We start from the raw sequence: 11,616 nt of genomic DNA, 5'->3' as shown, positions 1-11,616 counted from the left end.
TGCTCACCCCATGTTCGACGTCGCCGTGTTCGGCTCCCTGTTCCTGACCCTTTTCGTCATCATGGATCCCCCTGGGATCACCCCGATCTTCCTCGGTCTGACCGCGGGGCGGCCCGCCAAGGTCCAGAAGCGGATGGCCTTCCAGGCCGTCTGCGTCGCCGCCGGTGTGATCGCCGTCTTCGGCCTGGTCGGCCATCAGATCCTCGACTACCTGCACGTCAGCGTGGACGCCCTGATGATCGCGGGCGGGCTGCTGCTCCTGCTGATCGCCCTTGACCTGCTCACCGGCAAGAACGACGAGCCGAAGGCGACCAAGGACGTCAACGTGGCGCTCGTACCGCTGGGGATGCCGCTGCTGGCGGGGCCGGGGGCGATCGTGTCGGTCATCCTGGCCGTGCAGAAGGCGGACAGTGCCGGGTCGCAGGTGTCCGTGTGGGCCGCGATCCTCGCCATCCACGTCGTGCTGTGGCTGGTGATGCGTTACTCGCTGCTGGTCATCCGGGTCATCAAGGACGGCGGGGTGGTGCTGGTGACCCGGCTGGCGGGGATGATGCTGTCGGCGATCGCCGTGCAGCAGATCATCAACGGGGTCACCCAGGTGGTCCAGGGGGCCTGAGGTGTCCTACGACGCCGTGGGGTCGGCGGGGCGGATCCACAGCCGCTGGCCTATCGCGGCGGCCTGCTGAACGATCCGGTTGACGGAGGCGGCGTCCACGACGGTGGTGTCCACGGGTGTGCCGTCGACGTCGTCCAGTCGCATGATCTCGAAGCGCATGACTTCTCCCTTCGTCCGGTCTGTGTTGCTCACTTACGTAGGTAACTCTTCGGTTGTTACAAACATTCCCTACGCTAAAGAAATTTTTCGAACGGCTAATTACTGACCGGTAAGTGTCTGTACGCATGATCGATTGAGGACCGATCGGGACCGGTTGTGTTCATAGCGTGACCGCCGGGACAATAGAGGTGATGAACGATGACCTCGCGGCCCTGAACGCCCGTATCGACCGCACCAACGAGCTACTGGGACGGATGCTCGCCGAGGTGGCGAAGACCCCGTCCACCCATGCGATCTTCGTCGACGCCGGGTACCTCTACGCGGCCGCGGGCCGTCTCGTCGCCGGGACGGAGGACCGCCGCGCCTTCGACCTGGACGCCGAGGGCCTGATCGACGCCCTGATCGACCGGGCCCGCACGATCTTCGCCGACAGCAGGCTGCTCCGCGTCTACTGGTACGACGGCGCCCGGCGCCGCATCCACACCGCCGAGCAGCAGACCATCGCCGAACTGCCCGACGTGAAGGTCCGCCTCGGCAACCTCAACGCCAACAACCAGCAGAAGGGCGTCGACTCCCTCATCCGCACCGACCTGGAGTCCCTCGCCCGGCACCGCGCCATCAGCGACGCGGCCCTGCTCGGCGGCGACGAGGACCTGGTGTCCGCGGTCGAGGCGGCGCAGGGGTACGGCGCCCGGGTCCACCTGTGGGGCATCGAGGCGCCGGAGGGCCGAAACCAGGCGGAGCCGCTGCTGTGGGAGGTCGACAGCCAGCGCACCCTCGACCTCGACTTCTTCAAGCCGTACGTCTCCCGGCGCACCGTCCAGGCCTACGAGGCCGGTGCCGCCCGGCCCGCCCGGGAGGACGTCCGCTTCGTGGGCGCCCAGATCGCCGCCAAGTGGCTGGCCGACCGGGGCCGCGAGGCGCTGGTGGAGCTGCTGCCGGGCCACCCCTACCTCCCCGGGCCCGTCGACCAGGACCTCCTGGTGGAGGCGGAGGGAATGCTCCAGTACTCGCTGCGCGGCCAGGCGGACCTCCGGCGGGCGCTGCGGGACGGGTTCTGGGAGCACCTCCAGACGCAGTACTGACCGGTCCCGGGTACGCGGTTCCCTAGCCGGTGACGGCGTCCCAGAAGTCGGCGACGGCCGCGGCGGTCGGCAACGGCTGGTCCACGTTCGGGGAGTGCTCGGCGCCCGGGACGACCGTGCGGCGGGCGCGCAGCCGTACCGCCATGTCGTCCAGGAGCGGCAGCGGCCAGGTGTCGTCCCGCTCGCCCGACAGGACGTGGAACGGCAGCGGCACCGCCGCCAGGTCGTCGACGAGGTCCGGCTCGGTGCACAACTGGCGCCCGGTCGCGAGGAGTTGGGCGGGCTTGTGGCCCAGCCAGCGGCGGCGCAGATGGTCGGTGCCGCCGAGGCCGCGGGCGGGACCGCCGACCTCCTCGGGCGGGCCCATGGCCTGGATGGCCTCCCACACCTGTGCCATCGACAGCCCGGCGAGCGCGTCGTGCAGCAGCCTCACCCGCTGCCGCTGGGACTCGGAGATCCGCGCCGGACCGGAGGACACCAGCGTCAGCGAACGGAACGGCGCGTGGTCGAGCAGGACCGCCGCCCGGGCGATCTGACCGCCGAGGGAATGCCCGAGCAGGTGCAGCGGGGCGCCGTCGAGGGCCGGTGCCAGGGCCGCCGCCTGGGCGAGCACGTCCCGGGCCAGCTCGCGCCGCAGGTACGCCGTCTCGTCGTCCGCGGGACCGTCCGACTCGAACTGGCCCCGGCCGTCCACGGCCACCGTCCGGTAGCCGCGCGCCGCGAGCGGCTCGTGCACGAGGTGGAAGTCCTCCTTGCTGCCGGTGAACCCGGGCAGCAGCAGCGCGACCCCGCGGGGTTCGGCGTCGGGCGCCGCCGGGTGGTCCACGACGGCGAACTCGCCGCGGTCGGTGGCGAGCGCGTGGGCGCGGGCGGCGGGCGGCGGGGCGAAGGGGGAGGAAGGCGAGGGGGAGGGAGCGGTCACGGGGTGAGGGTACGCCGATGGCCCGGTCCCCAGACGAGCTGGGGCCGGGCCATCGGACGCGCGCGTACGCCGGTCAGGCGTCCGTGGACTCCACGGCGACCGCGGCCTTGCGGGTGCGGCGGGCCCTCGGCTTGGCCTCGGCTTCCGCCTCCGGTGCGGCGGCCTCGGCCGTCTTGCGGGTGCGGGTCCGCTTCGGCTTGGCCTCGGCGGCTTCCGTCTCCTCCCCGGCGGCCTGGGCCGGGATGTCGGCGGACGCCGTGGCCTTCTGGGCGGCGGTCTTGCGGGTGCGGCGGGGCTTGGGCTCCTCCGTCGCCTCGGTCGCCTCCGGGGCCGCGGCGGCGGCGGCCTTCTTGCGGGTGCGGCGCGGCTTGGCGTCGGTGCCTTCGGCGGTGTCGGCGGCGGCTTCGGCGGTCGCGGTGGCCGCGGCGGCCTTGCGGGTGCGCTTCGGCTTGGCCTCGGCGACCGTCTCGGCGGCTTCGGCGGTCCCGGTCGCCGTCGCCGCCTCGGGGGCCACCGCGGTCTTGCGGGTGCGGCGGCGGGGCTTGGGCTCCTCCGCGACGTCCGCGACGTCCGCGGCCTCCGTCGCCTCCGGGGCCGCGGCGGCGGTGGCCTTCTTGCGGGTGCGGCGCGGCTTGGCGTCGGTGCCTTCGGCGGTGTCGACGGCGGCTTCGGCGGTCGCGGCGGTCGCGGCGGCCTTGCGGGTGCGCTTCGGCTTGGCCTCGACGGCCTCGGGCTCCGCCGTGACCGTGGCCTGCGCCGGGATCTCGACGGTGGCCGGGGCGGCGGGCTCGACGGCCTCCGCGGTCTTGCGGGTACGGCGGCGGCGCGGCTTGGCGGCGGTCTCCTCCACGTCGTCCGGCACGGTCGCGACCGGGGTCTCGGGCTGGACCTCCAGGACGGCCGGGCCCTCCGCCCGCGACACGGCGGTCTCGGCAGCGGTGGCCGCCGGGACGGCCTCCGAGAGCGCCCCGCCGCGGGTACGGCGACGGCGGCGCGGGGTGCGCGGCGCCGGGACGGTCTCCGCCTCGGGGGCGTCGACGGCGTCCGGGGACTGCGCGGCCGCCGGCGTCGCGGTGGCGGTGGCGTCGACGGGGGCTCCGCCGCGCATCCGGCGGCGGCGCCGCGGCGTACGGGAGGACCGGTCGCCGTCGCCCGCGGCCGGGGCGGCGTCACCGGAGCGCTCACGCCTGCCGGAGCGGCCGTCGGCGGGGCGGGAGTCGCCACGGTGGCCACCCCGGCGCGCGTTGCGTGCGCCCGGCTCGCCCAGGTCCTCCAGCTCCTCCGCCGCCAGCCCGGCACGGGTGCGCTCGGCGCGCGGCAGGACGCCCTTCGTGCCCTGCGGGATGCCCAGCTCGTCGAAGAGGTGCGCGGAGGTGGAGTACGTCTCCGGCGGGTCGTTGAAGTCCAGGCCCAGGGCCTTGTTGATCAGCTGCCAGCGGGGGATGTCGTCCCAGTCGACCAGGGTGATCGCCGTACCCTTGTTGCCCGCGCGCCCGGTGCGGCCGACACGGTGCAGGTACGTCTTCTCCTCTTCCGGCGTCTGGTAGTTGATGACGTGGGTGACGCCTTCGACGTCGATGCCGCGGGCGGCGACGTCGGTGCAGACCAGCACGTCGACCTTGCCGTTGCGGAAGGCGCGCAGCGCCTGCTCGCGGGCGCCCTGGCCGAGGTCGCCGTGGACCGCGCCGGCGGCGAAACCGCGGCGCTGGAGCTGGTCGGCGATGTCGGCGGCGGTCCGCTTGGTGCGGCAGAAGATCATCGCCAGTCCGCGGCTCTCGGCCTGCAGGATGCGGGCGACCATCTCCGGCTTGTCCATGGAGTGCGCGCGGTAGATGTGCTGCTTGATGTTGGCGACCGTGGCACCCTCGTCGTCCGGCGCGGTGGCGCGGATGTGGGTCGGCTGCGACATGTAGCGGCGGGCCAGGCCGATGACCGCGCCCGGCATGGTCGCCGAGAACAGCATGGTCTGGCGCTTGGCCGGGAGCATGTTGATGATCTTCTCGACGTCGGGCAGGAAGCCCAGGTCGAGCATCTCGTCGGCCTCGTCGAGGACCAGGCACCGCACGTGCTTGAGGTCGAGCTTCCGCTGCCCGGCCAGGTCGAGCAGTCGGCCCGGGGTGCCCACGACGACGTCGACGCCCTGCTTGAGGGCCTCGACCTGGGGCTCGTAGGCCCGGCCGCCGTAGATCGCGAGGACCCGGACGTTGCGCACCTTGCCCGCGGTGAGCAGGTCGTTGGTGACCTGGGTGCACAGCTCGCGGGTGGGCACGACGACGAGCGCCTGGGGGGCGTCGGTGAGGTCCTCGGGGCGGGCGCGGCCCGCCTCCACGTCGGCGGGGACGGTGACGCGTTCGAGGAGCGGGAGGCCGAAGCCGAGCGTCTTGCCGGTGCCGGTCTTGGCCTGGCCGATGACGTCCGTGCCCGAGAGGGCCACGGGGAGCGTCATCTCCTGGATGGGGAAGGGGGTGGTGATGCCGACGGCGTCAAGGGCCTCGGCGGTCTCGGGGAGGATTCCGAGCTGTCGAAACGTCGTAGTCAGGGTGCTGCCTCTTCTGTGTGCGCGGTGCGAGGCGAGCGCGGGGGTCGTGTCAGACCGTGCCGGGGGACGTCGGCCGCCTTACGGCAGCCGTAGAGCACGGGACCTCTGCCGACGCTCTAGCACTCGTACCGCTGAGGGTTCCCTCCGATCGTCGTACGCACAGTGGCGTACGGTCAGGGAGGGCTGTCGGGTCGGAGCCGATCGGGCCACCGACCGGGCATCCTCATACGTACCGCCTGTCGAGGTACGTCGAGATACGGCGGCGTACTCAGCAGGCGCATTACCACCATACCCCGGAATCGCGCATATGCGATGGCCGATTCGGTCATGTAGTGGTCGTCACATCGGCCCGGGTCGTCGTTGTCACAGTGACTGACCAGGGCCTTCCGGGCCGCCGCGAGCGGACTATTGTGCGCTTCATGACCAGCTCTGACAAGCCTGACAAGGCCGCCGAGACCGCTGAGAACACGACGGCCACCGGTACGTCCCCCGCCCCCGACGCACGGTCCGAGCACACCGGCGTCGCCGCCCAGGACTGGGCCGCCGCCGCCGCCGATCCGCAGTACCGGGCCGCGGTCGTGGATCTGCTCGGGGCGCTCGCGTACGGCGAACTGGCGGCGTTCGAGCGGCTGGCGGAGGACGCCAAGCTGGCGCCTACCCTCGCGGACAAGGCGGAGCTGGCGAAGATGGCGTCGGCGGAGTTCCACCACTTCGAGCGGTTGCGGGACCGGCTCACCGAGATCGGGGAGGAGCCGACCGGCGCGATGGAGCCCTTCGTGGCCGCGCTCGACGGCTTCCACAAGCAGACGGCGCCCTCGGACTGGCTGGAGGGGCTCGTCAAGGCGTACGTCGGCGACTCGATCGCCAGCGACTTCTACCGGGAGGTCGCGGCCCGCCTCGACTCCGACACCCGGGGCCTGGTGCTCGCCGTCCTCGACGACACCGGGCACGCCACCTTCGCCGTGGAGAAGGTGCGCGCGGCGATCGACGCCGACCCGCGCGTGGGCGGGCGGCTCGCGCTGTGGGCGCGGCGGCTGATGGGCGAGGCGCTGTCGCAGTCGCAGCGGGTGGTGGCCGACCGGGACGCGCTGTCGACGATGCTGGTGGGCGGGGTCGCGGACGGCTTCGACCTCGCGGAGGTCGGCAGGATGTTCTCCCGGATCACGGAGGCCCACACCAAGCGGATGGCGGCGCTGGGACTGGCTGCCTGAGGTCCTTCGGGCCCCCTGGTCAGCGGCCGGGGTTCCGCCGCCGGTGCCGTCCGCGCCGCGCCCGGCGGTGGTTCAGGCGGTCGCCGAGCGGCGGCGCAGTCTGCCCGCGGGGCGCAGCAGCAGGGACAGGGACGCGGCGGACAGGACCGCCGCGCCGACGAGCACCGTCAGGAAGCCCCCGGCGTCGACGGCGCCGTGCGTCACGAACGCGCCGATCAGGGCCCCGGCGACACCGGTGGACAGGACCAGGGGACGGGCGGGCAGCCGGTGCGGCAGACGGTGGGCTGCGGCCCACGCGAGTGCCAGGCCGAGGATCGCGGAGCTGATCGCTACCAAGAGCATGTCGGGGTCCTCCCACGCGGCCGTCCTGCCTTAACGGTCGTAGCCCGTCTTACCCCTGACCTGCGGAACGCAATCATCTTCTGTGGAGGACCTGTGCACGGCCTGTGACCGCGGGCGGGCGGGTCCCCGGGTCCGTGAGCGCGCCTGTGCGCGACGAAGGGCGGGGTCCGGCGGCCTGTGCTGGCCGCCGGACCCCGCCCTTCACCGAGCAGTGCGCCTAGAGCGCGCCGAAGCCCACCTTGCGGGGGGCCGGCTCGCCGATCTCCACGTAGGCGAGCCGGTCGGCCGGGACAAGGAGCTTGCGGCCGTGCTCGTCCACGAGGCTCAGCAGCTGCGCCTTCCCGGCGAGCGCCTCGGCCACGACCTGCTCGACCTCCTCGGCGCTCTGACCGCTCTCCAGAACGATCTCGCGGGGCGCGTGCTGCACGCCGATCTTGACCTCCACGGCTATGTCCCTCCGACGGTCAGTGAAGTGCGCGGACCTCCGCGCCGTACGTTGCACACATTAGCCCGGTGAGGGGACGCGTACGCTCCGCGCGAGAACGCTACGAGTGAACAGCGCGCGGGAACAAAGCCGCGCCCTTCTCCCAGGCGCCCCCGGGGGCTCAGGGCTGCGGCTGGTCCGTGCCGTGCAGCGGGAAGCCCGCGATGCCCCGCCACGCGAGCGAGGCCAGCAACTGGACCGCCTCGTCGCGCGGGACGCTGCGGTCGCTGTGCAGCCAGGAACGGGCCACCACCTGGGCGAGACCGCCGAGACCGGAGGCCAGCAGCATCGACTCGGCGCGCGACAGGCCGGTGTCCTCGGCGATGACGTCGCAGATGGCCTCCGCGCACTCGGTGGTGACCTTGTCGACGCGCTCGCGCACGGCGGGCTCGTTCGTCAGGTCGGACTCGAAGACCAGACGGAAGGCGCCGCCGTCGTCCTCGACGTACGCGAAATAGGCGTCCATGGTCGCCCGGACGCGCTGCTTGTTGTCGGTCGTCGACGCCAGCGCGTGCCGTACCGACTGGATCAGTGACTCGCAGTGCTGGTCCAGCAGGGCGAGGTACAGGTCGAGCTTGCCGGGGAAGTGCTGGTAGAGCACCGGCTTGCTGACGCCCGCGCGCTCGGCGATGTCGTCCATCGCGGCCGCGTGGTAGCCCTGCGCCACGAAGACCTCCTGGGCGGCGCCCAGCAGCTGGTTCCGGCGGGCACGGCGCGGCAGGCGCGTACCTCGCGGGCGTGCCGCCTCTGTCTGCTCGATGGCTGTCACGCCGCCTCCCAAGATCGTCCACATGCGGTGTGCGCCGCGCCGCCATCGTACTTTTCGGTAACCGTGCTGTGCGCGGTGCGCAGGCAGAATTTCACGGACCGGACGACAGCGAGGGTCGTACCAAGGGCTGTGAACAGGTGCGAAGCGGGCAAAAGCGCTCCTCGTCCGTGTTCGGTTCCTGTTCGGATTCCCGGGTCAGCGGTAGTCGTCCTCGTCCAGCGGGACGACCCGGGCCTGCTCCGCGAGATCGGCCTCGTTGGCCCGCGCGGGGTCGACGCCGGTCAGGGGGTCGTCCCGGTCGGGGGCGACGTTCTTCTGCTGCTCGGCCGCGTCCGGCTCGGGCGCCTCGACGTCGAAGTCCGGCTGCTCCTGTGCGTCGTCGTCCTCGAACGTCTCGGGATCGCTGGGGTCGATGGCCATGGTGGGGCTCCCTTCCTGCTTGTCTGACGTCCCCGTCCTACCTGACGTCTCCGAAGGATGCGGGGGCCACATGCGGGTGCCCTCTGTACGAGCCTAGGAGACACCCGTTCCGGACGCTATGCGATCCGCGCACGGGACGTCACACGGTGCGCATCCGAGGGGGCGGCCACCCGCGTGCGCCGTGTGACGCCCCGCGACGGTCCGTGGCACTTGTGAGGCCGAACACACGAACCAGTACGTGATCGTCTCGTAACATTGCCGCATGTCTTCGACCGAGCTGCCGTCCGTGCCGCCCGCAAACGTCCTGCCGAAGGTGGCGCCCGTCAGGGTCGCGGACGGCGAGCGGCTGAGGTCGGTGGGGCTGCCCGGCATCACGCTGACGGTCCGTTCGAGACCACCCGCGCGTGAGGGCCTGCCCCCCGCGCTGTACGTCCACGGCCTCGGCGGTTCCTCGCAGAACTGGTCGGCGCTGATGCCGCTGCTGGACGACGTCGTGCAGAGCGAGGCCGTCGACCTGCCCGGCTTCGGCGACTCCCCGCCGCCTGACGACGGCGACTACTCCGTCACCGCACACGCGCGTGCGGTCATCCGCTACCTCGACGCCGCCGGCCGCGGACCCGTTCATCTCTTCGGCAACTCCCTCGGCGGTGCCATCACCACCCGTGTCGCCGCCGCACGGCCCGACCTCGTCCGTACGCTGACCCTCGTGTCACCCGCCCTGCCCGAGATCCGCGTCCAGCGCACCGCCGTACCGACGGCGCTGCTCGCGCTGCCCGGCGTCGCCGGACTGTTCACCCGGCTCACCCGGGAGTGGACGGTCGAGCAGCGCGTCCGCGGCGTCCTGGGGCTGTGCTACGGCGACCCCGCGCGGGTGACGCCCGAGGGGTTCCGGCACGCCGTCGAGGAGATGGAACGGCGGCTGGGCCTGCCGTACTTCTGGGACGCGATGGCCCGCTCCGCGCGGGGCATCGTCAACGCGTACACGCTGGGCGGCCAGCACGCCCTGTGGCGGCAGGCCGAGCGGGTGCTCGCGCCGACGCTGCTGGTGTACGGCGGGCGTGACCAGCTCGTCGCCTTCCGCATGGCCCAGAAGGCCGCGCGCGCCTTCCGCGACTCCCGGCTGGTCACCCTGCCGGAGGCCGGGCACGTGGCGATGATGGAGTACCCGCGGACGGTCGCCACGGCGTTCCGTGAACTCCTCGCGGAAGCGGGGGAGACGGCGGAGGCGACGGGGGCGGCGGTGTCCGGGCGGGCCGCGCCGCGTGCAGTACGCTCGGGCGATCAGATCGAATCCGCCAACTCGGGGAGCTGAGGCGCGACGTGGGACGCCACAGCCGTCGGGGGCCAGCCCCCAAGGGCGACACCGCGGGGGCGAAGGACCGGCGCAAGGCGCCGGGATCCCCGCCGGCCGCACCCGCGGCCCCGACTCAGGGCCGCGGCCGACAGGCACCGCCGGAGGGCGGCGGGGCGGGGCACGCGCCGACGCAGGGGCCCGTGCAGGGACCGACGCGGGGACCGGCGTACGGGCAGGCGTTCGGACCGGCGCAGGGGACGCCCGCACACGGGTTCCCACGGCTGCCGGACGGGACGCCCGCGCACGGTTTCCCGAGGCTGCCGGACGGGACCCCGGCGCACGGGGTGCCCCGGCTGCCCGACGGCACTCCGGCACAGGGCGTCCCCCGGCTGCCCGACGGCACTCCCGCGCACGGTTTCCCGCGGTTTCCCGACGGCACCACGGCGCGCGGCACTCCCCGGGTTCCCGGTGGTCCGCAGGTGCGGGGCGGGCATCCGGAGCAGCGTGAACAGGGCGGGGCCTGGGGCGAGCTGCGGGGCCCGGCGGTCGGCTACGGCGGCCCGGCGGGACCGTCCGGACCGCCCGGGTCACCCGGAGCGTCCAGGCCAGCCGGTGGTCCGGGCATACCGCGACCGCGGCAGACGCCGCCGAACGGACCCCGCAAGGAGTACGTGGACGCCTTCGACGGCGGCCCGGACGACGACCTGTCCGAGCCCCGCGCGGCCCACGGGTCCGCGCTGGCCTCCACCGGCGTCGCCACCACGGACCCGTACGCCAAGGCCACCCGCTGGGAGACGGACACGGACCTCGACGACGCCCCGCCCACGGGCGAGCCCGCGCCGGTCAGGGGCGGCGGCAAGGGGCGGACGTTCACCGGTGTCGCCGCCGCCGCGGTGACCACCGTGCTGGCCGTGGTCGTGGCCGGACAGGTCACCGACCGGGACGAGGGCGGCGCCGTCGGCACACAGGCCCAGACCCGGGACACGCGCGAGACCCCGGCCCGGGCGGACGGACGTCCCGCGCCCTCCGAGTCCCCGAGCCCGGCCCCGCTGACGTACGACCAGAAGATGGGCAAGATGTACGCCGTCAGCCCGAAGCTGGACGGGCCGGGCACCTTCGCGGCGGTCCCGGGGATCGACAAGGCGCCGGGGAAGGGCCAGAAGTACACCTATCGGGTGGACGTGGAGAACGGCCTCGGGCTCGACGGCGAACTCTTCGCCGAGGCCGTGCAGAGGACCCTCAACGACAACCGGAGCTGGTCCCACAACGGCGGCCGGACCTTCGAACGCATCCACTCCGGCGACCCCGACTTCGTGATCACCCTGGCCAGCCCCGGCACCACCGCGGACTGGTGTGCGAAGTCCGGCCTGGACACCACGGTCGACAACGTCTCGTGTGACTCCGCCGCCACGGAACGCGTGGTGATCAACGCCTACCGGTGGGCCCGTGGCGCCAAGACCTACGGCGACCAGATCTACGCCTACCGCGAGATGCTGATCAATCACGAGGTGGGCCACCGCCTCGGCTACTCGCACGTGACCTGCGACAAGGAGGGCGACCTCGCGCCGGTCATGCAGCAGCAGACCAAGTTCCTGGAGTACAACGGGATCCGCTGCCGCCCCAACGCCTGGCCCTACCCGAAGGGCTGACGCCCCCTCACGCGCGGTAGCCGTCTCCGTGTGAGTGATCTCGTAGCGCGACGAAACGCGCCCCGCGCGGGAAAGTTACGACCGTTCACCCCTTTTGGTGGTGCGACGGACAACCGTCCGTCGCAC

12 protein-coding genes are annotated in these 11,616 nt (G+C 72.9%); 5 read left to right on the top strand and 7 right to left on the bottom strand.

Annotated features, from left to right (window positions below):
* The first annotated feature begins 10 nt into the window (after nt 1-10).
* Nucleotides 11-616 (top strand): MarC family protein, encoded by a 606-nt coding sequence (locus ABZ659_RS08655; protein ID WP_360215012.1) that lies wholly within the window; start codon nt 11-13, stop codon nt 614-616.
* Nucleotides 617-622: 6 nt separating this feature from the next.
* Here the strand turns inward: ABZ659_RS08655 and ABZ659_RS08650 are convergent, their stop codons facing one another.
* The gene (locus ABZ659_RS08650) at nt 623-775 is read right to left on the bottom strand and encodes a hypothetical protein (RefSeq protein WP_360215009.1); all 153 of its coding nucleotides are present in this window, start codon (nt 773-775) and stop codon (nt 623-625) included.
* A 191-nt stretch (nt 776-966) separates the two neighbouring features.
* Here ABZ659_RS08650 and ABZ659_RS08645 point away from each other — a divergent pair, with 191 nt between their 5' ends.
* Nucleotides 967-1,860, top strand: a complete 894-nt coding sequence (locus ABZ659_RS08645; RefSeq protein WP_360215006.1) for an NYN domain-containing protein — start codon at nt 967-969, stop codon at nt 1,858-1,860.
* Between the two features lie 22 nt (nt 1,861-1,882).
* Here ABZ659_RS08645 and ABZ659_RS08640 read toward each other — a convergent pair whose 3' ends face one another.
* Together ABZ659_RS08640 and ABZ659_RS08635 are read right to left on the bottom strand one after the other, a co-directional pair.
* Entirely contained in the window at nt 1,883-2,782 is a 900-nt protein-coding gene (locus tag ABZ659_RS08640) for an alpha/beta hydrolase (RefSeq protein WP_360215003.1), read from the bottom strand.
* Nucleotides 2,783-2,855: 73 nt separating this feature from the next.
* Nucleotides 2,856-5,228 carry a DEAD/DEAH box helicase gene (locus tag ABZ659_RS08635; protein WP_360215000.1) on the bottom strand — a complete coding sequence of 791 codons (2,373 nt, stop codon included), beginning with the start codon at nt 5,226-5,228 and terminating at the stop codon, nt 2,856-2,858.
* 512 nt (nt 5,229-5,740) lie between these two features.
* On the opposite strand from ABZ659_RS08635, the gene ABZ659_RS08630 reads away from it, so the two are divergent.
* On the top strand, nt 5,741-6,532 hold the full coding sequence (locus ABZ659_RS08630) for a ferritin-like domain-containing protein (protein WP_360214997.1): 792 nt from the start codon (nt 5,741-5,743) through the stop codon (nt 6,530-6,532).
* A 72-nt stretch (nt 6,533-6,604) separates the two neighbouring features.
* Here the strand turns inward: ABZ659_RS08630 and ABZ659_RS08625 are convergent, their stop codons facing one another.
* The 4 genes from ABZ659_RS08625 to ABZ659_RS08610 form a co-directional block, all read right to left on the bottom strand.
* Nucleotides 6,605-6,874, bottom strand: a complete 270-nt coding sequence (locus ABZ659_RS08625) for a hypothetical protein (RefSeq protein ID WP_360214994.1) — start codon at nt 6,872-6,874, stop codon at nt 6,605-6,607.
* 217 nt (nt 6,875-7,091) lie between these two features.
* A complete protein-coding gene (locus ABZ659_RS08620; protein ID WP_360214991.1) occupies nt 7,092-7,319 on the bottom strand; it encodes a DUF3107 domain-containing protein in 228 nt (75 codons plus the stop codon).
* A gap of 160 nt (nt 7,320-7,479) precedes the next feature.
* The gene (locus ABZ659_RS08615; RefSeq protein WP_360214988.1) at nt 7,480-8,127 is read right to left on the bottom strand and encodes a TetR/AcrR family transcriptional regulator; all 648 of its coding nucleotides are present in this window, start codon (nt 8,125-8,127) and stop codon (nt 7,480-7,482) included.
* A 195-nt stretch (nt 8,128-8,322) separates the two neighbouring features.
* Nucleotides 8,323-8,547 carry a hypothetical protein gene (locus ABZ659_RS08610; RefSeq protein ID WP_360214985.1) on the bottom strand — a complete coding sequence of 75 codons (225 nt, stop codon included), beginning with the start codon at nt 8,545-8,547 and terminating at the stop codon, nt 8,323-8,325.
* A 262-nt stretch (nt 8,548-8,809) separates the two neighbouring features.
* Between ABZ659_RS08610 and ABZ659_RS08605 the strand changes: the two genes are divergently transcribed.
* Together ABZ659_RS08605 and ABZ659_RS08600 are read left to right on the top strand one after the other, a co-directional pair.
* Complete coding sequence (locus ABZ659_RS08605; protein WP_360214982.1) at nt 8,810-9,859, top strand: alpha/beta hydrolase; 1,050 nt, start codon at nt 8,810-8,812, stop codon at nt 9,857-9,859.
* A gap of 8 nt (nt 9,860-9,867) precedes the next feature.
* Nucleotides 9,868-11,490, top strand: coding sequence for a DUF3152 domain-containing protein (locus ABZ659_RS08600; RefSeq protein WP_360214979.1), 1,623 nt, complete (start codon nt 9,868-9,870; stop codon nt 11,488-11,490).
* The last annotated feature ends 126 nt before the right edge of the window (nt 11,491-11,616 follow it).

This window comes from Streptomyces sp. NPDC006997, from assembly GCF_040635175.1.
Taxonomy (GTDB): Bacteria; Actinomycetota; Actinomycetes; order Streptomycetales; family Streptomycetaceae; genus Streptomyces.
Note: the sequence above shows the minus strand (reverse complement) of the source record. Positions and strands in the feature narration are given on the sequence as shown.

What these genes read in the sequence shown, in the direction of transcription:
- ABZ659_RS08655 (WP_360215012.1), top strand. Translation starts at nt 11, where the DNA reads ATGTTCGACGTCGCCGTGTTCGGCTCCCTGTTCCTGACCCTTTTCGTC.
- ABZ659_RS08650 (WP_360215009.1), bottom strand. Translation starts at nt 775, where the DNA reads ATGCGCTTCGAGATCATGCGACTGGACGACGTCGACGGCACACCCGTG.
- ABZ659_RS08645 (WP_360215006.1), top strand. Translation starts at nt 967, where the DNA reads ATGAACGATGACCTCGCGGCCCTGAACGCCCGTATCGACCGCACCAAC.
- ABZ659_RS08635 (WP_360215000.1), bottom strand. Translation starts at nt 5,228, where the DNA reads ATGACGCTCCCCGTGGCCCTCTCGGGCACGGACGTCATCGGCCAGGCC.
- ABZ659_RS08630 (WP_360214997.1), top strand. Translation starts at nt 5,741, where the DNA reads ATGACCAGCTCTGACAAGCCTGACAAGGCCGCCGAGACCGCTGAGAAC.
- ABZ659_RS08625 (WP_360214994.1), bottom strand. Translation starts at nt 6,874, where the DNA reads ATGCTCTTGGTAGCGATCAGCTCCGCGATCCTCGGCCTGGCACTCGCG.
- ABZ659_RS08610 (WP_360214985.1), bottom strand. Translation starts at nt 8,547, where the DNA reads ATGGCCATCGACCCCAGCGATCCCGAGACGTTCGAGGACGACGACGCA.
- ABZ659_RS08605 (WP_360214982.1), top strand. Translation starts at nt 8,810, where the DNA reads ATGTCTTCGACCGAGCTGCCGTCCGTGCCGCCCGCAAACGTCCTGCCG.